This is a genomic window from Jatrophihabitans sp. GAS493, assembly GCF_900230215.1.
Lineage (GTDB): Bacteria > Actinomycetota > Actinomycetes > Mycobacteriales > Jatrophihabitantaceae > MT45.
Map to the genome: position 1 here is coordinate 1,001,732 of NZ_LT907982.1, position 20,455 is coordinate 1,022,186.

The 20,455-nt window shown below is 68.1% G+C and carries 19 protein-coding genes; 6 read left to right on the top strand and 13 right to left on the bottom strand.

Going from position 1 to position 20,455, the window contains the following annotated elements:
- The first annotated feature begins 4 nt into the window (after nt 1-4).
- From CPH63_RS04605 to CPH63_RS04615, 3 genes are all read left to right on the top strand, one after another.
- A complete protein-coding gene (locus CPH63_RS04605) occupies nt 5-1,528 on the top strand; it encodes a carboxylesterase/lipase family protein (RefSeq protein WP_206745644.1) in 1,524 nt (507 codons plus the stop codon).
- 107 nt (nt 1,529-1,635) lie between these two features.
- Nucleotides 1,636-3,252 carry a GMC family oxidoreductase gene (locus CPH63_RS04610; protein ID WP_096301775.1) on the top strand — a complete coding sequence of 539 codons (1,617 nt, stop codon included), beginning with the start codon at nt 1,636-1,638 and terminating at the stop codon, nt 3,250-3,252.
- 50 nt (nt 3,253-3,302) lie between these two features.
- Complete coding sequence (locus CPH63_RS04615) at nt 3,303-4,793, top strand: aldehyde dehydrogenase family protein (RefSeq protein WP_096301776.1); 1,491 nt, start codon at nt 3,303-3,305, stop codon at nt 4,791-4,793.
- Nucleotides 4,794-4,880: 87 nt separating this feature from the next.
- Here the strand turns inward: CPH63_RS04615 and CPH63_RS04620 are convergent, their stop codons facing one another.
- Both CPH63_RS04620 and CPH63_RS22545 read right to left on the bottom strand, forming a co-directional pair.
- Nucleotides 4,881-6,818, bottom strand: a complete 1,938-nt coding sequence (locus tag CPH63_RS04620; RefSeq protein WP_096301777.1) for an alpha-amylase family protein — start codon at nt 6,816-6,818, stop codon at nt 4,881-4,883.
- Between the two features lie 146 nt (nt 6,819-6,964).
- Nucleotides 6,965-7,120 (bottom strand): DUF6131 family protein, encoded by a 156-nt coding sequence (locus CPH63_RS22545; RefSeq protein ID WP_096301778.1) that lies wholly within the window; start codon nt 7,118-7,120, stop codon nt 6,965-6,967.
- A 277-nt stretch (nt 7,121-7,397) separates the two neighbouring features.
- Here CPH63_RS22545 and CPH63_RS04630 point away from each other — a divergent pair, with 277 nt between their 5' ends.
- Nucleotides 7,398-9,128 (top strand): thiamine pyrophosphate-dependent enzyme, encoded by a 1,731-nt coding sequence (locus CPH63_RS04630; RefSeq protein WP_096301779.1) that lies wholly within the window; start codon nt 7,398-7,400, stop codon nt 9,126-9,128.
- A 39-nt stretch (nt 9,129-9,167) separates the two neighbouring features.
- On the opposite strand, the gene CPH63_RS04635 is transcribed toward CPH63_RS04630, so the two are convergent.
- Nucleotides 9,168-9,776, bottom strand: a complete 609-nt coding sequence (locus CPH63_RS04635; RefSeq protein ID WP_096301780.1) for a malonic semialdehyde reductase — start codon at nt 9,774-9,776, stop codon at nt 9,168-9,170.
- 80 nt (nt 9,777-9,856) lie between these two features.
- Here CPH63_RS04635 and CPH63_RS04640 point away from each other — a divergent pair, with 80 nt between their 5' ends.
- Nucleotides 9,857-10,234, top strand: coding sequence for a helix-turn-helix domain-containing protein (locus tag CPH63_RS04640; protein ID WP_096301781.1), 378 nt, complete (start codon nt 9,857-9,859; stop codon nt 10,232-10,234).
- Nucleotides 10,235-10,244: 10 nt separating this feature from the next.
- Here the strand turns inward: CPH63_RS04640 and CPH63_RS04645 are convergent, their stop codons facing one another.
- Nucleotides 10,245-11,000: an SDR family oxidoreductase gene (locus CPH63_RS04645; protein ID WP_197704576.1), complete on the bottom strand. Its 756-nt coding sequence runs from the start codon at nt 10,998-11,000 to the stop codon at nt 10,245-10,247.
- Between the two features lie 164 nt (nt 11,001-11,164).
- Here CPH63_RS04645 and CPH63_RS23110 point away from each other — a divergent pair, with 164 nt between their 5' ends.
- Complete coding sequence (locus tag CPH63_RS23110) at nt 11,165-11,719, top strand: FKBP-type peptidyl-prolyl cis-trans isomerase (protein WP_241895810.1); 555 nt, start codon at nt 11,165-11,167, stop codon at nt 11,717-11,719.
- A gap of 56 nt (nt 11,720-11,775) precedes the next feature.
- Here the strand turns inward: CPH63_RS23110 and CPH63_RS04655 are convergent, their stop codons facing one another.
- The 9 genes from CPH63_RS04655 to CPH63_RS04695 form a co-directional block, all read right to left on the bottom strand.
- A complete protein-coding gene (locus CPH63_RS04655; RefSeq protein WP_096301782.1) occupies nt 11,776-12,120 on the bottom strand; it encodes a hypothetical protein in 345 nt (114 codons plus the stop codon).
- Between the two features lie 64 nt (nt 12,121-12,184).
- A complete protein-coding gene (locus CPH63_RS04660) occupies nt 12,185-12,646 on the bottom strand; it encodes a nuclear transport factor 2 family protein (RefSeq protein ID WP_096304949.1) in 462 nt (153 codons plus the stop codon).
- Between the two features lie 34 nt (nt 12,647-12,680).
- Nucleotides 12,681-13,301, bottom strand: a complete 621-nt coding sequence (locus CPH63_RS04665; RefSeq protein ID WP_096301783.1) for an FMN-binding negative transcriptional regulator — start codon at nt 13,299-13,301, stop codon at nt 12,681-12,683.
- 54 nt (nt 13,302-13,355) lie between these two features.
- Nucleotides 13,356-14,168: an HDOD domain-containing protein gene (locus CPH63_RS04670; protein WP_096301784.1), complete on the bottom strand. Its 813-nt coding sequence runs from the start codon at nt 14,166-14,168 to the stop codon at nt 13,356-13,358.
- The gene (locus tag CPH63_RS04675) at nt 14,165-15,637 is read right to left on the bottom strand and encodes a sensor domain-containing diguanylate cyclase (protein ID WP_096301785.1); all 1,473 of its coding nucleotides are present in this window, start codon (nt 15,635-15,637) and stop codon (nt 14,165-14,167) included. The genes CPH63_RS04670 and CPH63_RS04675 overlap by 4 nt, the downstream gene beginning before the upstream one ends.
- Nucleotides 15,638-15,720: 83 nt before the next feature.
- Complete coding sequence (locus CPH63_RS04680; protein WP_096301786.1) at nt 15,721-17,016, bottom strand: RNA polymerase sigma factor; 1,296 nt, start codon at nt 17,014-17,016, stop codon at nt 15,721-15,723.
- Nucleotides 17,017-17,145: 129 nt separating this feature from the next.
- On the bottom strand, nt 17,146-17,568 hold the full coding sequence (locus tag CPH63_RS04685; protein WP_096301787.1) for a YciI family protein: 423 nt from the start codon (nt 17,566-17,568) through the stop codon (nt 17,146-17,148).
- Between the two features lie 619 nt (nt 17,569-18,187).
- Nucleotides 18,188-19,321, bottom strand: a complete 1,134-nt coding sequence (locus tag CPH63_RS04690; protein WP_096301788.1) for a winged helix DNA-binding domain-containing protein — start codon at nt 19,319-19,321, stop codon at nt 18,188-18,190.
- A complete protein-coding gene (locus CPH63_RS04695; RefSeq protein WP_096301789.1) occupies nt 19,318-20,454 on the bottom strand; it encodes an SLC13 family permease in 1,137 nt (378 codons plus the stop codon). Before CPH63_RS04695 ends, CPH63_RS04690 begins: the two co-directional genes overlap by 4 nt.
- Nucleotide 20,455 lies beyond the last annotated feature (1 nt).

Here is a 20,455-nt window from a genome sequence, read left to right on the forward strand (position 1 = left end):
CCCCGTGACCACCTCCCAAGCGACTACCCAGTCCGCCCAGTACGCAACTGTGTCCGTCGAGATCGAGCAGGGGACCCTGCGGGGCATCGTCATCGACGCCGTCAGCTCCTTCAAGGGCATTCCCTACGCCGCCCCGCCGTTCGGTGAACTGCGCTTCCAGGCACCGGCGGCACCCCCGCACTGGGTGGGCGAGCGCGACGCCAGCCAATACGGACCGACCGTGCCGAAACCGCCGTACCCCAAGCCGATCGATGAGATTCTCCCCGAGCCGAGCATCGACGGCGATGACGTGCTCAACCTCAACGTCTGGACGCCGGCCGGCGCGACCGGCGGCCTTCCGGTCTTCGTCTGGATCCACGGTGGCGCCTTCGTCAACGGAACCGGCGCGGTGAGCACCTATGACGGGTCGAACTTCGCCCGTGACGGCGTCGTCTGCGTGACGATCAACTATCGCCTCGGGGCCGACGGGTTCCTGCTGCTCGACGGGGCCCCGGCCAACCGTGGCCTGCTCGACCAGATCGCGGCGCTGCAGTGGGTCCAGCGCAACATCGCCGCCTTCGGCGGGGACCCGACCCGGGTGACGATCGGCGGTGAGTCGGCCGGCGCGATGAGCGTGACGACCCTGCTCGCGCTACCGGCGGCGCGTGGTCTCTTCCGGGCAGCGATCACCGAGAGCGGCGCCGGCCATCACGCCCACTCGGCCGAGACGGCGGCCAAGGTCACCGCCGCACTGGCCCAGCGCCTGGGCGTGGAGGCGACCGTAGCGGGCTTCGGTGGCGTCCCCATACCGGAGCTCATGGACGCCCAGGCCGCGCTGTCTCGCGACATCGCCAAGATGCCCGACCCGACGAAGTGGGGCGAGGTCGCGGGCAACATGATGGCGTTCGAGCCGTGCATCGACGGCGAGTTGATCACCCGGTTGCCGATCCAGGCCCTGGCCGACGGTGCCTCAGCCGACGTGGCGCTGCTGACCGGAACCAATACCGACGAGCACACCCTCTTCCTCGTCCCGACCGGCATCGAGGACGCCGTCAACGACCAGGCGCTGCTCTACATCCTGGGCTCCCTCGGCGCCGACGCGACGAAGGCGGTGGCGGCCTACCGCGAGGGGCTGCCCGACGCCACCGACGGCCAGCTCTTCACGGCGGCCCTCACCGACTGGTTCTTCCGGGTCCCGGCGATTCGCCAGGCCGAGGCCCGAGCTGTTCACGGCGCCGACACGTACATGTACGAGTTCGCCTGGCGCTCGCCGCAGTACGGGGGGCGGCTGGGCGCTGCGCACGCGTTCGAGATCGGCTTCGCCTTCGACAACCTCGACGACGTGAACCTGCTCGCGGCCACCGGTCCGAACCCACCGCAGTCGGTCGCCGACACGATGCACGCCGCCTGGGTCTGCTTCGTCACGAGCGGTGCGCCGGGATGGCCGGTCTATGGCGAAGCCCGGACGGTGCGGGTCTTCGATACCGACAGCCGGGTCGTCACCGATCCGAGGGCTGCGCAGCGACAGATCTGGGACGGAATCCGCTGAAGCTGGCGCCCCGCCCGGGCTTTCCGCGGTGCCGTTGTACGTGACACGATGTCCAAGGTACGTTCGTTGCCAGTGTGAACGGCGTCACCGATTCTGAAGGAGCGCAGGTGTCTGACCGCGAAGAGTTCGACTACATCATCGTGGGAGCTGGCAGCGCCGGAGCAGTGCTCGCGGCACGTCTCTCGCAGAACCCGCAGGTGCGGGTGCTGCTGCTGGAAGCCGGCGGCGAGGACGATGCCGACGAGATCAAGATGCCGGCCGCCTTCTCGGCCCTCTTCAAGACCAAGTGGGACTGGCAGTACTACACCGCCGAGCAGAAGCAGCTCAATGGTCGCCGCGCCTATTGGCCGCGGATGAAGGCGCTCGGCGGCTGCTCGTCGATGAACGCGATGATCTACATCCGGGGCAACCGGGCTGACTACGACGGCTGGCGCGACGCCCACGGCGCGACCGGGTGGGGCTATGACGACGTGCTGCCGTACTTCATCAAGGCGGAGACGAACACTCGTCTGCACGACAGCTACCACGGCCAGGCCGGCCCACTGCACGTCGAAGACCGGCGTTACACCAGCGAGTTGGGGACGGCCTGGGTCGAGTCGGCGGTGGCCGCCGGTCTCAAGCCGAACGACGACTTCAACGGCGCCGAGCAGGAGGGCGCCGGTCAGTATCAGGTCACCTGCAAGAAGGGCGTCCGCTGGTCGGTGGCCGACGCCTATCTGCGCCCGGCGCTCGAGCGGTCGAACCTCACCGTGCAGACCGGAGCCCTCGTCCAGCGCGTGCTGCTGCAGGGCACCCGGGCGGTTGGAGTCAGCTACCGCCTGGGCGGGCACGTCTATGAAGCGATGGCCGAGCGGGAGGTCATCCTCTCCGGCGGTGCCGTCAACAGCCCACAGCTGCTGATGCTCTCGGGCATCGGCCCGGCCGGGCACCTGCGGGAGCAGGGGATCGACGTGGTGGCCGACCTTCCCGGTGTCGGGGAGAACCTGCACGACCACCCGGCGGTACCGATGATCTGGCGGACCAGGAACACCCGCGACATCGTCGAGCAGCTGACCCTGCGCTACGTCCTGCAGTGGAAGGCGACCGGCCGCGGCCCGCTGGCCTCCAACATCGGTGAGTCGGGTGCCTTCTTCCCGACCCGCGACGGCCTGGCGGCGCCGGACATGCAGATCCACCTGGCCCCGACCGCCTTCTACGACAACGGCATGCACGAGGCTTCGGTCCGGGCGGTGACGGTCGCTCCGACCCTGGTCAGCGTGGCCAGCCGCGGTCGACTGCGGCTGCGCTCGACCGACCCGAGCTGGCACCCCGAGATCGACGCGGCGTACTTCGACGACCAGAGCGATATGGACGCGATGGTGGCCGGCTGCCGCCGGGCCGCCGAGATCGCCAACTCCGGCGCCCTGGGCAAGCTCATCGCCGGCCCGTTCCTGCCCGGCGCGGCCAACCCGACCGACGCCGAGCTCGTCGAGCACATCCGGGCTCAGGCCCAGACGCTCTATCACCCGGTCGGCACCTGCGCGATGGGAACGAGCGAGCAGTCCGTCGTCGACGCGCAGCTGCGGGTGCGCGGCATCGACGGGCTACGCGTGGTGGACGCTTCGGTGATGCCGGTGGTGGTCCGCGGAAACACCAACGCGCCGACGATCATGATCGCCGAGAAGGCCGCCGATCTGCTGAAGGCCTCCGATGCCCCAGTGCTCGCGGCCGCCGATCATCTGTAGTTCCAGCTCCTGCTTCTGTTCCAGTTACTCCTAAGAAATAAGGACATTCGATGACCGAGAAGTTCGAGTCGCTCAACCCGGCCACCGGCGATGTCGTCGGCACCTATCCGATTCACGACGAGGCAGACGTCGCGGCCGCCGTGGCCCGGGCCCGCGAGGCCGCGGTCTGGTGGTCGACGCTCTCCTTCGCCGGACGCCGCGAGTACCTGGACAAGTGGAACGCGGTTATCACCCGCCGGGTCATGCAGCTGGCCAACGTCTCGCACGAAGAGACCGGTAAGCCGCATGGTGACGCCCAGCTGGAGATCATGATCGCGATCGATCACATCGCCTGGGCCGGCTCGCATGCGGAGAAGGTGCTCGGCCCGAAGAAGGTCTCCTCCGGCCTGCTGATGGCCAACCAGGCCGCCACCGTGGAGTACCGCCCGCTCGGTGTCGTCGGTGTCATCGGGCCATGGAACTACCCGGTGCTGACGCCGATGGGCTCGATCGCCTATGCGCTGGCTGCCGGGAACGCAGTGGTCTTCAAGCCGAGTGAGTTCTCGCCGGGCGTCGGCACCTGGCTCGCCGACGCCTGGACCGAGATCGCGCCCGAGCACCCGGTGCTCCAGGTGATCACCGGCCTCGGCGCCACCGGAGCGGCGCTCTGCAAGGCAGGGGTGAACAAGCTCGCCTTCACCGGATCGACGGCCACCGGCAAGAAGGTGATGGCCGCCTGCGCCGAGACGCTCACCCCGGTGGTGATCGAGGCCGGCGGCAAGGACTCGATCATCGTCGACTCCGATGCCGATGTGCCGGCGGCGGCCGACGCCGCGCTCTGGGGTGCCATGTCCAACGCCGGGCAGACCTGCATCGGAATGGAGCGGGCCTACGTGCATGAGCGCGTCTACGACCAGTTCATCCGCGAACTGAAGGCGAAAGCCAAGGCGGTCGAGCTAAGTGCTGAGCCGGGGGGGCTCGTCGGGCCGATCACCATGCCGTCGCAGTTGAAGGTGATCGCCAGCCACATTGCCGACGCCGCCGCTCGTGGTGGGACGTTCGTGCTGGGGGGCCCGAACTCGGTCGGCGATCGCTACGTGCAGCCGACGATCATCACCGACGTTCCCGAGGACTCGATCGCGATCACCGAGGAGACCTTCGGCCCGACGCTGACCGTCAAGAAGGTGTCGTCGATGGACGAGGCGGTGGAGCTCACCAATGCGACCCGCTACGGGCTGGGCGCGTCGATCTTCGCCAAGGAGCGGGGGATGGAGCTGGCCCGCCGGGTGCGTTCGGGGATGGCGTCGGTGAACTCGGTGATGGCCTTCGCCGGCGTGCCGTCGCTGCCCTTCGGCGGGGTCGGCGACTCCGGCTTCGGACGCATCCACGGTGCCGACGGGCTGCGCGAATTCACCTACGCCAAGGCGATCACCCGGCAGCGCATGAAGCCGCTGCTGGCCGCGATGACCTTCGAGCGGACCGCGAAGACGGAGAAGGCGGCGGCACAGCTGATGACGGTCCTACGCGGACGCGCCACCACGATGCCCAAGTTCAAGAAGTAACCCGCGCTGGTCGCCCGGGGCCACGGGAATCTCCTGCACTATGCGCACCCAGGTACGCAGAGTGCAGGAGATTCGCCGTCGGAGGGGTCAGGCCGATGTGATCCACCGGGTGACGTAGGGGCCGAGCCAGATGTTGCCGTCGGGCTCGGCGACCAGCAGCGCCCCGCTCAGCTCGTCCTTCGGGTTGTGCAGCCCCAGGTTCGTCAGCACCTGCATCGGGAAGGCGCGCCAGGTCTCGGTGACGTTGTAGAGCCCGAGCATCGGCCCGATCGGGTGGCGGTGCAGCACCGGCAGCACACCCGGGTCGGACACCTCCAGCACCTCGGCCGGCACCGACGCGCTCAGATAGGGCAGCCGTCCGCGTACCTCGCCCAGCCGGACCAGCCCGGCGAAGACCCGCCCTTGGATGCTGGCCGGATCGTGGCGCAGCGAGGCGACGTCCCACGGCATCTTCGGGCGGTGCACCCAACGGTTGTCATTCTTGTGGGCCGGGTCCTCGGCCCAGTGCGAGTCGTTCGGCAGGGCCAGCTCGTCGCCCATCCAGAGCACCGGGACCCCGCCCCAGCCGTACGCGATCGCGTGGGCGACCAGGATGCGTCCGACCAGCAGGTCGACGGCCTGCTGATGGTTCACCGCGTCGTGCGGCGGTAGGGCGTCGATGCCGGCCAGGCTGGCCAGACTGCCGCTGATGCGCCGATCCCCGGTGGCCGGGTTGTATTGGAAGACCAGGCCCCGTCCCGGGGATCCCTGGTACTTTCCGCTGTAATAGTCGGCTAGAAACGCCCGATGGCCCGGTCCGCTGGCGCCGGCCGCGTCGGCATCGCGGTCGCTGATCGCCCAGCCGATGTCGTCGTGGCAGCGAACGTAGGTGATCCAGGCGGTGCCGGCCGGTATCGGTGGCAGCGCTCGTAAGGCACCGGCGGCCATCCGCACATCACGGGAGGCGAGCATTGACCAGATGTGCACCATCAGGCTGTTGTGGTAGGCCAGCTCACTGACCTTGCCGTAGTGGGTTCCCTGCCCGAGGTACTGGACGAGCTCGGTCGGGTCGACGATCGCCTCGGCCTTGAAGGCGAGCGCCGGGGCGGCGATCCGGGCCACCGCTCGCAGCGCCTGCGTGATCGAGTGCACCTCGGGTTGATTCTGCGAGTCGGTGCCTCTGCGCTTGTAAAGAAAGGCGATTGCGTCCAGCCGGAGCACCTCGACGCCCTGGTTGGCCAGGAAGAGAATGATGTCGGCGTAGGCGTAGAAGACGTCCGGGTTGGTCCAGTTGACGTCCCACTGCCAGGAATTGAACGTGGTCCAGACCCAGGCGTTCATCTCCGAGTCCCAGGTGAAGTTGCCGGGAGCGAAGTCCGGGAAGACCTCGGGGAGGGTGCGCTCGTAGGCGTCGGGGGTACGCCGATCGTCGAAGGCGTAGAAGAAAGCGCGGTACTTCGGGTCGCCGGCCCGGGCCGCCTCGGCCCACGGATGCTCGCGGGCCACGTGGTTGAGGACGAGGTCCAGCACCAGGCTGATCCCCTCGGAGCGCAGTTTCGTCGCCAATTCGCGCAGGTCGTCCATCGTGCCGAGGTCGGGGCGGACGGTGCGGTAGTCGGCCACCGCGTACCCGCCGTCGTTGTCCCCATCGCGCGGACGCAGCAGTGGCAGCAGATGCAGATAGGTGACGCCGAGTTCCTTCAGGTACTCGACCTGTTTTCCGACGCCCTCCAGGTCGTCGGCGAACCGGTCGGTGTAGGTGGCGTACCCGAGCATGCGGGGAGCCTGCAGCCACTCCGGATCGAGTGTCCGCTGCATGTCCAGACGGTGAAGTTCGGCCTCGCGGTCCCGGTAGGCGTTGGCGGCCAGTTGCACCAGACGAACCGCCAGCGCATCGGCGCCCTCGCCGTAGACCGCGACCAGACCCTCGTAGAGATCGCGCCACCAGCGGTCCAGACGCAGTGCGAACAGCTCGCGCTTGTACTTGGAGACCCCGGCCAATTCAGCGGTGGCAATGGAGTGGATCGAACTCGACGCGATGACCATGGCGCCATTGTTACTCACCAGTCAAGTTGGGGGAACAGGGGTTGAAATAGGGCGAGCCACCGCCCGACGGGACGGTGGCTCACGCTATTAGCACTTGCTAACTACTGCGTAGCGGTATGGCTACGCGAAGTGGTTGTGCGATGTGTTTAGTACCAGTGCCGACGGCCACCAACCTCGTGGCCGGCACCGCCGACGATGGCCAGAACTGCGCCGACTACGACCGCGATGATTCCTAGCGTCCAGATGATCGAGACGTGGGCCAGGAAGCCGATGACGAGCAGAACGATACCGAGCGCAATCATGTCGTTACCCCTATGTTTGTGGTGACTGCTTTCGAAAGACGTTCTGCCCATCGCCGATAATTCCCAAACATCGCCCAGCCCCGGGAATCGCCCAGCAGCCTGGTAATTCGTCGCGGAATCCACTTTCGGTTTCATACCAGCTGAGCCGTCGATGGCTCTGCCGCTGATTGCTATCCCAGGCAGATGGGTAAACAAATACGGATGAAGCCCGCTCCGGTCGAGCTCATGCAACCGGAAGTCGAGTTCGACAAGAGGAGAACCAAAGAGAGGAGACGCGATGACGACGGTCGCCGAGATGATTGTGGAAGCCCTTGCGGAGCAGGGGGTTCGCACAGTCTGGGGCGTAGTGGGGGACGCGCTGAACCCGATCACCGATGCGATCCGCCGTGACGAGCGGATCGAGTGGCTCGGGGTCCGGCACGAGGAGGTGGGCGCCTTCGCCGCCGGCGCGCAGGCCCAGCTCACCGGCACGATCGGTGTCTGCATGGGGACGGTCGGGCCGGGCTCGATCCATCTGCTGAACGGTCTCTACGACGCCAAGAAGTCACACGCGCCGGTGCTGGCCATCTGCGGTCAGGTGCCGTTGGCCGAACTTGGTAGCGACTACTTCCAAGAGGTGAACAACGACCTCCTCTTCACCGATGTCGCCGTCTACAGCCGGACGGTCACGGCGGCCGAGCAGGCACCGACCATGCTGCAGGCCGCGATCCAGGCCGCGCTGCAGTCCCCCGGCGTCGCGGTGCTGACCCTCCCCGGCGACGTCGGCGAGCTGGAGCTACCGAAGGGGACGGCGTCGCCGCGAATCGTCGCGGCTCATCCGCCGACCCAGCCGAGCGCCGCGGCGCTGGCCGAGGCGACGAAACTTATAGACGCGGCCGAGAAGGTCACCCTGCTGGTCGGCATCGGCGCCCGGGGAGCTCGCGATGAATTGCTGGCTCTGGCCCGGAAGCTGAACGCGCCGATGGTGCTCAGTCTGAAGGCCAAACCCGGGCTGGAGCAGGACAACCCGTACCAGGTCGGCCAGAGCGGGCTGATAGGCAACCCGGCCGCCTCGAAGGCCTTCGACGACTGCGACTTGCTCCTGATGGTGGGGACCGACTTTCCGTACCGGGAGTGGTATCCGGTCGGTAAGACCGTCGTCCAGGTCGATGTGCGGGCCGAGCAGATCGGACGACGGACCTCCGTGGACCTGGGGCTGGTCGGACACGCGGCGCCGACGCTGGCTGCCCTCGCGGCCAGCGTTGCGCCCAAGGACGACGAGCTGCACCTCTCGAAGAGTCGAGAGGCCTACGAATCATGGGTCAAACGACAGCAGGTCCTCACCGACCCGCAGCGGGACAAGGGGCTGGTCGGGCGTATCCGGGAGCGCTTCGACAACAGCGAGGACCTGATCCGTCCGGAACTGCTGGCCGATCTGGTCGGACGGCAGGCCGACGAGGACGCCATCTTCACCACTGACACCGGAATGTCCACCGTGTGGCTGAGTCGCTTCGTCACCATGTCCGGCCGCCGTGAGCTGCTCGGCTCGTTCAACCTCGGCTCGATGGCCAACGCGATGCCACAGGCGCTCGGCGCACAGGCCCTGGACCGGCGGCGCCAGGTCATCGCCTTCTGCGGCGACGGTGGGCTGTCGATGCTGCTCGGCGACCTGATCACCGCGGTGAGTCACAACCTGCCGGTGAAGCTCTTCGTCTTCAACAACGGGCGCCTCGGCATGGTGAAACTCGAACAGGAGCAGGGTGGACTGCCCGAGTTCGGCACAGTGCTCGATAACCCGGACTTCGCTCAGGTCGCGCGGGCCATCGGCCTGCACGCGAACCGCGTGGAGGATCCGCTGGCGTTGGAGCAGGCCGTCCGGGACACGCTGAAGCAACGCGGCCCGGCGCTGCTCGACGTGGTAACCAATCCGCAGGAGATTGCCCTACCGGGAAAGGTGAAGCAGGCCCAAGCCTGGGGGTTCGCCATCGCCAAGATCCGCGAATCGGTGCTCAGCGAAGGCGATTCCTGACCGGTCGGTCGGGCCGGAGCCTCCCCGACCGGTCACGGATCAGGCGTACTGGACGACGGCGTCGTGGTCGAGTCGCGGGAGCCGGTCGAACCACGGGTTCTCACCCGGGTGGCCGATGTTCACTACGAGCAGCGACTTGAAGCGGCCGTCGGCGAAGAACTCCGCGTCGACCCCCGCGCGGTCGAAGCCGGCCATCGGGCCGGCGACGAGGCCGGCGGCCCGCACCGCAAGGATGAAGTAGCCGATCTGCAGCGATGCGTTGAAGCTGGCCATCGCGCCCCGGTTCGGGTCACCGGCGAAGTGCTCGCGCATCTCCGGGCGGATCGGGAAGACGGTGGGGATGTGCTCGTGGAAGTCGTTGTCCGCGGCCAGGATGGCGACCACCGGGGCGGTGGCGGTCTTGGCCCGGTTGCCCTCGCCGATGTGCGGCAGCAGGCGCGCCTTGCCCTCGTCACTGCGGACGAAGACCACGCGCAGCGGCTGGGTGTTGGCGGCGGTCGGAGCCCACTTGGCGAGCTCCCAGATGTCGGCGAGCACCTCATCGCTCACCGGCTCATCGGTGAAGCTGTTGGCGGTGCGGGCTTCGGTGAACAGAAGTGCGCGACCCGCATCGTCTAGCGAAGGGTGCTGCGCGAGTGTTTCAGTCATTGCTGGCTCCAGTCCGGCGAGTTACTAGTTATTTGCTAGTTACATGCGGAACACTAGCACCACGGCGTATGATTCCCTAGATGACCGCCTCCGAGACCCCGATCACGGCGAGCCTGCAGTGTGATGGCGCCCTCGACCGGGCCTTCCACTTCCTCGGCAAGCGTTGGAATGGCGTCATCCTGGCTAATCTCTTCGACGGGCCGGCCAGCTTCTCGACCCTCTCCCGCGGCGTTAGCGGTATCAGCGACTCGATGCTGTCAGATCGTCTCAGCGAACTTGGGCGGGCCGGTCTCGTGAAGCGAACCGTCGCCGAGGGTCCGCCGGTCATGGTTGTCTACGAACTCTCCCCGAGCGGTCAGGCGTTGCTGCCGGCGCTGCAGGAGCTCGCCAAATGGGCCGGTGCGAACCTCACGCCGGAGGCGTGTTCCCAAGCCACGGCTAAGGGCAGTCCCTGCTGAGCTAGCAGGCTTAGCTTCGTCGTGCCGCCAGCCATTGATCGAACGTGATGGTCGAGATGCGCGCTCCGGCTCCGGTCGTCAGTGCCCCATTGGCCATCGCCCGACCCGCCGAACCGGGGATGCGGACGGGTACCACCCGCACCTTCTCCTGGTTGGCGGCCAGGAATTTCCTCACCAATTCTGGGAGCTCGTGACGCTCCGGGCCGCCGAAGTCGACGCCCCGGCCGGCCGGTTGAGTCGGGACGAGCTCAGCCAACAGGTCCCCCACCTCGGCCGCCGCGACCGGCTGGGTCAGCATCTTCGGAACCAGCGCGAGTGGCCCCTTCTGGGTGCGGGCCAGGATCTGTCCGGCGAATTCATGGAACTGGGTGGCGCGCTGGATCGTCACCGGCGCGCCGGAGGCCAGCAGCATCTGCTCCTGCCGCCGCTTCCCCTCGTAGTAGGCGAAGTCGACGTCGTCTATGCCGACGATCGACAGTGCAATCAGGTGCTGTACCCCAGCCGCGGTGGAGGCGGCGATCAGGTTCTCCGTGACCCGGGAGAAGAAGTCGACGGAGGTCTTGCGGCTGCTGGTGTTCACGTTGCTGACGTCGATGACGCCGGCGCAGCCGGAGAGGGCCTCGGCTAGACGAAGGCCGGTGGTGAGGTCGACGCCGTTGGAGCGGGAGATGACGACCGGTTCGTACTCGGCGCCCCGCAGCGCTGCGACGACATGCCGACCGACGACGCCCGTTCCTCCGGCCACCGCTACCCGCAGAAGAGTCACCCGTTCAGCTTGGCATATGACCGGTTGGCCGAGGTCGGATGGCCGACGGAAGGTTGGCCAGCTGACGACGCCTGGTGTTCGACACAGCGCGTACCGCTATCCTCACCTAGACTTTTTCCGTCCGCCTTTACGCCGGCTTTTACCCTCGCCTATCTGGAGTTTCTGTGTCGAAAAGAATCACGGTCGCCGCTGGCGCGCTACTCGCGCTGGCCCTCGTGTTGACCGGATGCGCGAGCAAGAGCAAGCCGGCGACCAGCGCGGCCAGCGGGTCGGCTTCGGTGGTCAGCGGCGCGACGGCGACCTTCAAGGGGGTCACCGTGGAGAACGCGAACGACATCACCAAGGAGCCGAAGGTCACCTCGAAGTCGACCGATATGCCCACCGAGCTCGAAGTGGACGACCTCATCGTCGGTGGCGGGGCGCCGGCCACGCCGACCTCCACGGTGAAGGTCCAGTACGTCGGGGCGCGGCTTTCGGACGGTTACAACTTCGACTCCTCCTGGTCGCGGGGCGAGCCGACCAGCTTCCCGCTCACCGGGGTCGTCCCCGGCTTCACGCAGGGGATCGCCGGCACCGACAGCATCCCGGCCATGAAGGTCGGTGGGCGGCGCATCATGATCCTGCCGCCATCGCTGGCCTATGGCGCCTCCGGCCAGGGCGCCGACATCCCGCCGAACACCCCGCTCGTCTTCGTGGTCGACCTGCTCGGGGTGTCGTAGCCGGTACTGCGTAGCCGGGGTGTCGTAGCGGGCCGCTCGTTGCCGGTGTCTCGTCGCTAGTTGAGCAGCGAAGCCGCGGCCAGGATCGCCTCGGCCTTCAGGTCCTCCGGCAGCACTACGGTCATCTCCTCGCCGACGGTGTAGCCCACCGACTCGATCGACAGGCCGATCATCGCCAGCACCCCGGCCCGATTTCGCAACTTGCTCTGGGCCGGGGTCTCCTGCGACGGCAGCGCCGCGCTCTCGTCGCGATGCCAGGCCGCGATGGCGGCGTCGGAGAGGGTCGGGGTCAGCCGCACGGCGATGGCTCGGGGTTGCTCCAACAGTGCGCGGCCGATCTCGGCCAGCGTCTGGGCGTCGGCCGCGAAGCGCAGGTACGGTCCCTCGAACTCCTCCCCCATGACTGCATCATGCCCACACTGGCACCGAGAACTCCAGAGTCGGAAGGTGTCAAACCCGCCCCGGTCAGTGGTCGGCGAGGTAGGCGTCCAGTTGCTGGCGCGCTGTCGCCCGGGCCTTCTCATGCAGATAGGAGGTCCGTCCGAGCAGCCGCCCGCCGATGCCCAGGGCCTGCCCGGCCCAACGGGGCCAGTCGAAGACGTCCGTGTGCTCGATGATGAGCCCGTCACGGAAGCCGAAGGTGGCGTCGATCGAGTTGTGGACCTTTCGCGCACCGAAGGTGTAGTAGGCGTCCCAGTGCGCAGCGCCGGTGTCGTCGTCGGCCCGCACGCCGGAGAGCTCGGCGCGTAGGTCCTTCGAGCGTCCCAGCAGCATGCTCCACATCCCGCGCACCTCGGTCGCGTTCAGCCGCCCGAACGCGGGATCGGTGAAGGTCGCGGTGTCGGCATAGCAGGCGCCCATCGTCTCGGCGTCCTTGTCGTTGAGCGCGCGGTAGAAGCGATGGATGAGTTCCTCGTTCGGGTGCATCGGCTCATCGTCGCGCACGGGGTGTGGGAGGTAGTTACTCGACCCGCAGATTCTGCTGCATCGCTAGCGCGACAGTGTCGTGCGGATCGGCGCGCTGCAGCCCCTCGACCACGCCGAGCTGGTCGTCGATCGAGCGGTTCTGCCCTAGTTTTGCTTTCGATTCGACGCGGCTGATGTGCAGCTGGACCCCGACGATCGCCTTCAGCTGCCCATCGATGTACTTGCGGGGTGCGTCGGTGACCTGCCACGGCTGGGCGAAGACGCTCTCCTGCCGCTGCGTGAGCTGGGTGACCAGTTCCTCCAGCCATGCGACGTCGTCGTGAATCTGCAGCCTTCCGTGGACGTGCAGGGTGCTGTAGTTCCAGGTCGGCACCACCCGTCCGTGTTCCCGCTTGGCGGCGTACCAGGTCGGTGAGATGTAGGCGTCGCCGCCGCGGGCGATCACCAATGAGTCGCCGGTGGGCTCCACCGACCAGTGGTCGTTGGCCCGGGCGAAGTGACCGAGCAGCGACTTCGTCTGGTCGTCGTACAGCAGCGGGAGGAAGGTGGCGACCAGGCCGGAGGCCGTCGGGGTCACCAGCTCCGCCGCGGTGATCGACGCGAGCATCGCCTGGGTCTCTTCGTCGGAGACGGCGAAGTGATGGGGGACGTACATGGTCACCAGTCTGCCTCAGCGGGCAACCGAAATCGCCGGATCTGGCGGCTCAGGTCAGGTCGGCAGCAGTGCGAGGAGGGACTCGGCGTCTCGCTCCAGGTCGCGAGCCAGGCCGTCGACGTCCGACGGTGAGATTCGCCCCTCGCTCATCCAGACCAGCGAGTGCACGATGCGCTCCCGGTTGGGGTCGGCACTCAGCACCAGGTCGCTCAGTGATCGGGAGGCGTGCAGCACCCGCTCCAGCGGAGCCGCATTCGGCAGCGGCAGCGCGTGGTGGCCGGCGATGAGGGCACAGAGACGCTCCGGGAAGTGCCAACCAGCCAGCACCTGGGCACCGGCCGCGGCGTGCCCGATGCCGTAGAGCTCCCGCTCCTTCACGTCCAGTTCGTAGGCGTCATCCGGGAACGGCAGGCAGAGGGCAGGCAGCGGCTCGTGCTGATGAAGTAGCGCCGAACCGAGGGTGTGCACCAGCCCGAGGCTGAAGGCATCTCCCGCGCTGGCACCGAGCAGCGGCGCCAGCAGGTTCGAGGCGGTGGCGGCGGTGGCGGCCTGCTCCCAGAAGCCGGTCGGAACCGCCTTCGGGTTGTCCAGGCCTGCGGCGAGGGTGACGGCGAGGCTACGGATCGTCTGGAATCCGATCACCGAGACGGCATAGTGCAGCGTCGCCACCCGGCCGCCCAGGCCGTAGTACGCGGAGTTGGCCAGCGAGATGACGAGCGCGGCGAATGCCGGATCGGTGCCGATCGCGTTGGCCAGGTCGGTGGCGGTGGTGTCCGGGTCATCGGCCAGCACAAGTACTTTCGCCGCCGCACCGGCGCGCGAGGGCAGGTCCTCGAAGCGGGCCAGTACGTCGACCGCCGTGATCATCGGCCGTCCGGTAAGTCAGGTTCGAAGGTCGGCTCGCTGATGCCCTCGCGACCGAGTGCCGTGGCCGACTGGAACGTCCCCTGCCCGGTCCCCTTGGCGATGTACATGCCACGGTCGGCTGCCCGCAGCAGCGACGTCGGATCGTCGTAGTCCTCGGCCAGGGCGAGCCCGATGCTGGCCGAGATACGCACCGACTGACCGGCCACGTGGAAGGCCGGGACCAGCGCCGCCAGTTGTCGTCCGGCGGCCGCTTCGGCGTCGGCGATGTCGTGGATCTCCCGGATGACGACGACGAACTCGTCACCGGCGATGCGTGCCACCAGGTCATGGTCGCGGGCCGTCGCCGAGAGGCGCTGGGCCACCTCGATCAGTACCCGGTCGCCCGCGTCGTGTCCGAGCGTGTCGTTGATTCGCTTGAAGCCGTCCAGGTCGCAGAAGAGAATCGCCAGCTTGTGGTCGCGGGTGCGCCGGCTGGTCAGCAGTTCTGAGAGCGTCTCCATGAGATTGCGGCGGTTGGCCAACCCGGTGAGGGCGTCGTGGCCGGCCTGGTAGGCCAGCTGGGTCTCCCACGCCCGGCGGGCGGTGATGTCCTCGACGGTGCCGATGAAGCCGCCGGCCCGCCGTGGCGTCGTCACCGGGGAGAGCCGGAACTGGGCCCAGCGCTGCGAGTCCGACGCCGAGACGATGCGGACGGTGGCCTCGATCGGTTTGCCGGCCATCACCTCGTCCAACGACTCGAGGAGGCCGGGGAGGTCTTCGGGGTGGATGGTGTTCAGCCACCGGGTGCCGAGCAGTGCCGGGCGCTCGCGGCCGGTGATCTCGGCGAAGCGGGCGTTGACGTAGCCGACTCGCACGCCGGCCTCGGAGGCGAGAATGCCGACCGGGGCGTACTCGGCCAGGGCCCGGAAGCGGTGCTCGGACTCGCGTTGGGCCTCCTCGGCGACGCGCACCTCGTCGCTCACCTGGCGCAGTGAGGCGATCCAGCCGCCGTCGGCCGCGCCGGTCACCTTGACCTGGACCTGGATGATTCTGCGGTCGGGCATCCGGGCGGTGGCGCTGTGCCACTGCGGCTGGTCGGTGGCCAGCGCCGGCTCCATCGCATCGAGGATGACCGAGCGCCAGTCCGCCCCGATCTCCGGGGTCTGTGGATCGACGACCCGCAGGTCCACCGCGCGAAGGTCCCGGTAGCCGGGATCGCGCGAGCCGAACTCGCGCTGGCCGGGCTCATGTTGGGTCAGCGCTCGGCCGATGAGATCCTCGGGCTCGACGTGTAGCAGATTCAGCATTGCGGCGTTGGCCCACACCACGCAGGGCGAGGCGCTGTTGGTGACGGCGACGGCGAGCTGGGGGGAGGCCGACTCCGCCGCGGCGACGCGCAGCAGTTCGAGCATGCGCTTACTCACTGGGGCGGCGGGCGCGTCAGCGGCAAGCGCTTCAATCCCCGATACCGGGAACGTCATTCCGGTCATGCCCTTCCATCGGCAGGATCCGGGAGATGCTGAGAGGAATCGCGTTAGAGGTTCCCCCAGACTTTCTGAACTGCCGGCGGCCGCTACTGCCCGCTCCCCGACCGGGCGGCGCAGCTGGCTGCGCGTTCACGCAGCATCGCCTGCTCACGGGTGTTGCGGGTCTGAGTGGCAGCGAGGGAGAAGGCCTGGCCGGCCTCCTCGAAGCGACCCAGCCGGGCCAGTAGGTCGCCCCGCACGCTCGGCAGTAGGTGGTATCCGTTCAAGCCCGCGGTGGCCACCAGTTGGTCGACGATCTGCAGGGCGTGGCCGGGGTCGCCGCTCATCCCGACCGCCACCGCGCGGTTCAGCTCGACCACCGGCGACGGGGTGAGCGCACCGAGCTGCTCGTAGAGCGTGACGATGCGCAGCCAGTCCGTCTCCTCGGCCCGGTGGGCGCGGGCGTGGCAGGCGGCGAGCTCGGCCTGCAGCAGGTACGGGCCGGCACCCCGCCCCAGCGCCTGCGCCCGGGCGATCGCCGCGAACCCCCGTCTGATCAGCAGCTGGTCCCAGAGTCTCCGGTTCTGCTCCAGGAGCAGGATGGGCGTGCCATCCTCCGCCGTCCGCGCGGCGGTGCGCGACGCCTGGATCTCCATCAGGGCGACCAGACCATGCACCTCCGACTCGGCGGGCGCCAGGCCGGCCAGGATCCGGCCGAGCCGCAGCGCCTCGGCGCAGAGCGTCGGGCGCATCCAGTCGTCACCGGCGGTGGCCGAGTACCCCTCGTTGAAGATCAGGTAGATGACCTCGAGCACCGAGGCGAGGCGCTCCGGTCGTTCGGACGGACTGGGCACCTCGAACGGCACCTCCGCCTTGGCCAGGGTTCGCTTGGCCCGCACGATCCGCTGGGCGACGGTGGCTTCGCTGAGCAGGAAGGCCCGGGCGATCTCCTCGGTCGAGAGGCCGCCGAGGACCCGCAGGGTCAGTGCGACCCGGGCGGTCGCGGCGAGCACGGGGTGGCAGCAGGTGAAGATGAGGCGGAGCAGATCGTCGTCGAGTTCGTCGTCCAGTCGATCGGCGACTTCATCGTCGAAGCCCGCGTCCAGACCCGGCTGGATCGAGGTCTCCAGCTGGTGGGCCAGCTCAGCCTGCTTGCGCCCCAATCGCTCATTGCGCCGGAAGGTGTCGATCCCGCGCCGCTTGGCGGTGGTCATCAGCCAGGCCCCGGGATTATTCGGAACGCCGTCCGACGGCCACGGCTCCAGCGCCGCGACCAGGGCGTCCTGGGCCAGATCCTCAGCCAGACCCACATCGCCGGTCATCCGGGCCAGTCCACCGATCAGTCGCGGCGATTCGATGCGCCAGACTGCTTCGATGGCACCGTGGGTAGCGCCGCTGGTCATCGCCCCAGCCTAGATCCGCCGCCTCCACCTCCGCCTCCACCTCCACCGCCACTTCCACTTGCAGCTTGGCGGCCGCGCACCCCGGGCCTGGCCGGTCACCGGCGGGAAACCGGCCAGAACCAAAGAGTGTCAGCTGGAGTTGGCGGCCGAGCGCTGGCGCAGCTGCTCCTCCTGTTCGCGCAGTTCCGGGGTCAGCGCCGGGCCGAAGTCGTCGGCGGTGAAGACCTGACGAACCTCGAGCTCAGCTCCCTCGCCGAACGGAGCGCGCTTGATCCACTCGATGACCTCGTCACGGGACTTCACTTCCCAGATCCAGTAGCCCGCGACGAGTTCCTTCGCCTCGGCGAACGGCCCATCGGTGATACTCGGCTTCCCCGCTGGGAACTCGACCCGAAACCCCTTGGAGCTCGGGTGCAGCCCCTCGCCGGCCAGCATCACTCCGGCGTTGACCAGCTCCTCGTTGTACTTGCCCATCTCGGTGAGGAGTTCCTCGGTCGGCATCACGCCGGCTTCGCTCTCGGCGTTTCCCTTGACCAGCACCATGAATCGCATCCCGATGTCTCCTTCGCTCGTATCCCTCGAGCAGGGCCCGGCCAGTCCGGCCGAGAATGAACCCTGCTTCAACAACGCGTCGTTCGGTTGAGACCGGAATCGACAGCTCGCTAAAAATTCTTTGCCGACGGTAACCCAGGCGAAAGACACGGCATTTGACCGATATGAATAGACGGTTTGTTAGACACGGGGGCGGACTTCAGAGGTCTTTCCTGAGTTTGCTTGACTTCGAGTACCACACAAGCTAAATTTCGCTTATCGGTACCGCGAGTTACAGCTAGAGGTAAGAGCGCGCGGGGATGGTGGCAACATCCTTCGAATGGATCTGGGGCTTCATTCGAAGGGGTGGTCGATCGGTTCTGGGGATCCGATCGAACGCAATGGGCTCAGTCGGTTCGGGGGTTCCGACGGCCCAGGCAGATCGGTCTAATGGCACGGGGGTTCCACCGAGACCGAGTCACCGGCGCCAATCGCTTCGGCGGTGCGGCGCTCCTCAGCGGCTAACCGGCTCCGGGCCTGTCCACCAGGACAGACCCGGAGCCGTTTCTCGTTTCTGACCGGCTGGTTCCGACACTGATCGCTGCGATCGGCCGCTACGGCTGGGCCCTACGGCTGGCCCCTACGGCTGGGCCGTGAACGTCACTTCAACCCCGCCGGCGCTCGGATCGACGAAGGCACCGAGACGGGCGCCCTCGGCGATGGTCTCCCGGCGCTGGGCGGCGGTGACCCGGCTGAAGAGCTGAATCGCCAGCCGCAGCGTCTGGCCGGGCTTGCCCTTCTCGATTCGCCAGGTGCCGGCGACGAAGCCGTCGACCAGCACCGTCGAGCTGATGAGCCCGTTCTGACTCATGATCTGCAGCCGATGCCGGTCATCGAAGACGTGACTGCGCTCGGCATGGGAGAGCAGGATGTTGTCGAACTCGGCGAGCAGGCGAACCGGAGCCGAGGTCTGCCCGTCGATCAGCTCGCCGTCCTCGCTGTCCAGCAGTTCGCGCCCGTCGGCGTCGAGGTAGCGACGTAGCGGCAACTCGTCGGCGACCTCGCGCAGCCTGGTCAGCCCCGACCACTTCTGCACGTCGGCCACACTGGCCGGACCGAAGGCCGACAGGTACCGCTGCACCAGACGTCCGAGGCGGGTCACGAGCGGTTCGGCCGGCTGCTCCGCCGCCGCCACGCCGAGCCAGTGCTCGGCCGTGTCATAGGTGGTCTGCCCCGAACGCCCCCACAACCCCCGCGGCGGGAGTTGCACCAGCGGGACCCAGGTCCGGATCGCCTGGGCCAGCGCGGACGGCTCGACGTCCGGCCAGCGCCGCCCCAACTCCGCTCCGAGGATGGCCGCGGTGCAGCGAGACTCCTCGACGACGTGGCGGCCGGCCGTGGTGAGTTCCTCCCGGTCGACGCCGGCCGTCACCAGCGCCCGGTTGAAGGGTGACGAGGCGAAGGCGCGGTCGAGCATTGGCTGTAGCAGCGGGCGGAGTGTCAGCGCGTCGGGCGAGGTCATCAGATGCACCGTGCTGCGCATCATCACCAGACGACTCACCTGCCGGTTCACCAGCAGCTGGGAGAGGTCGTCCGGGGCGAAGTCGGCCAGCCGCGACCAGAGTCCGTAGTACGGCGGCGTCGGGGCCTGAGACTGCAGCCCGATCAGGTGCCCGATCGCCTCGACCACCGAGAGGTTGCTCCGCTCCAGCAGGAGCTGGCGCTGCAGCAGAGTGCGGTTGCGGGTGCGGCGGTCGATCCGGTCGGCGCTCATCGGGTGCCGGTCACCAGTAGCGCACCCCAGGTGCCGAGCAGCATCAGCGGCACCCCGCCGATGCCCACCGCCGCGAACGTCCAGGCCGATACGTGCACCCCGCGGGCCTTGCAGCGCTCCCGCCACAGCAGGGTGGCCAACGATCCCCAGAGCAGCACCAGCGGCCCGGCGTTCGTCCCGAGAAGGGCGGAGAAGAGCTGTGTCGTATGACCCGGGGGGATCGTCGTCTCGACGGCCAGGTACGCGGGCAGGTTGTTCACCGCGTTGCTGGCGCCGGCCGAGACGGCGGTGGTGGCCAGCGTGTTGTCACCGGTGAGCCGCTCGATGAGGCGGGTTCCGCCGTGGTCGGCCAGTGCGCTGACGGTGAGGAAGAGGCCCTCGGTGAGGACCAGGATGCGCCAGGGCAGCAGCGACCAGGAGAGCGCGCGCCGCTGTCGGATTAGGAAGACGACGGTGGCGGCGCCGGCACAACCGACGGCGACGGCCCACGGCGCGGCGCCGGCGAGGACGCCGGGGGCGAGGGCGATGCAGGCCAGCGCGCAGACTCGAAACGTCCAGATGTCCTCGGGGGCCACCGGCTCGGGTGAGGTGTAGCGGGTGCGCAGATCCCGCCGGTATAGAAACCCGAGATAGATGACGGTGAAACTGACCGCGACGACCTCCGGCAGGGCCATCCGACCGGCGAAGCGCAGCGCGGAGATGCTGGCGTGCTGGACGGCGAGCAGGTTGGTCAGGTTCGAGACGGGCAGCAGCAGGCTGGCGGTGTTGGCCAGCCAGACCGCGAGGAGCGCGAACGGCAGCGGCCGCAGACCCAGCCGGTCGGTGAGGCTGAGCACGACGGGCGTCAGCAGCACCGCCGTGGTGTCGAGGCTCATCCCGATGGTGGTCAGCGTGCCGAGCAGGCTGATCAGGAGGAAGAGGCGGATGGTCGAGCCCCGGGCGGCCCGGGCGCAGGCGCGGGCCGCGGCGTCGAAGACTCCGGCGCGGTCAGCCAGTTCGGCCAGGACCGTGATCGCGAGCAGGAAGACCAGGATCGGGCCGGCCCGCGTGATCGCCACGTCGCGGGCGCGGTCGGGCGGCAGCCATCCGGTGACGACCACAACCAGACCGGCTAAGCCGAGGATCGCCCACACC

Coding starts and splice junctions, on each gene's coding strand:
- CPH63_RS04615 (WP_096301776.1), top strand. CDS start 3,303: ATGACCGAGAAGTTCGAGTCGCTCAACCCGGCCACCGGCGATGTCGTC.
- CPH63_RS04620 (WP_096301777.1), bottom strand. CDS start 6,818: ATGGTCATCGCGTCGAGTTCGATCCACTCCATTGCCACCGCTGAATTG.
- CPH63_RS22545 (WP_096301778.1), bottom strand. CDS start 7,120: ATGATTGCGCTCGGTATCGTTCTGCTCGTCATCGGCTTCCTGGCCCAC.
- CPH63_RS04630 (WP_096301779.1), top strand. CDS start 7,398: ATGACGACGGTCGCCGAGATGATTGTGGAAGCCCTTGCGGAGCAGGGG.
- CPH63_RS04635 (WP_096301780.1), bottom strand. CDS start 9,776: ATGACTGAAACACTCGCGCAGCACCCTTCGCTAGACGATGCGGGTCGC.
- CPH63_RS04640 (WP_096301781.1), top strand. CDS start 9,857: ATGACCGCCTCCGAGACCCCGATCACGGCGAGCCTGCAGTGTGATGGC.
- CPH63_RS04655 (WP_096301782.1), bottom strand. CDS start 12,120: ATGGGGGAGGAGTTCGAGGGACCGTACCTGCGCTTCGCGGCCGACGCC.
- CPH63_RS04660 (WP_096304949.1), bottom strand. CDS start 12,646: ATGCACCCGAACGAGGAACTCATCCATCGCTTCTACCGCGCGCTCAAC.
- CPH63_RS04665 (WP_096301783.1), bottom strand. CDS start 13,301: ATGTACGTCCCCCATCACTTCGCCGTCTCCGACGAAGAGACCCAGGCG.
- CPH63_RS04670 (WP_096301784.1), bottom strand. CDS start 14,168: ATGATCACGGCGGTCGACGTACTGGCCCGCTTCGAGGACCTGCCCTCG.
- CPH63_RS04675 (WP_096301785.1), bottom strand. CDS start 15,637: ATGACCGGAATGACGTTCCCGGTATCGGGGATTGAAGCGCTTGCCGCT.
- CPH63_RS04680 (WP_096301786.1), bottom strand. CDS start 17,016: ATGACCAGCGGCGCTACCCACGGTGCCATCGAAGCAGTCTGGCGCATC.
- CPH63_RS04685 (WP_096301787.1), bottom strand. CDS start 17,568: ATGCGATTCATGGTGCTGGTCAAGGGAAACGCCGAGAGCGAAGCCGGC.
- CPH63_RS04690 (WP_096301788.1), bottom strand. CDS start 19,321: ATGAGCGCCGACCGGATCGACCGCCGCACCCGCAACCGCACTCTGCTG.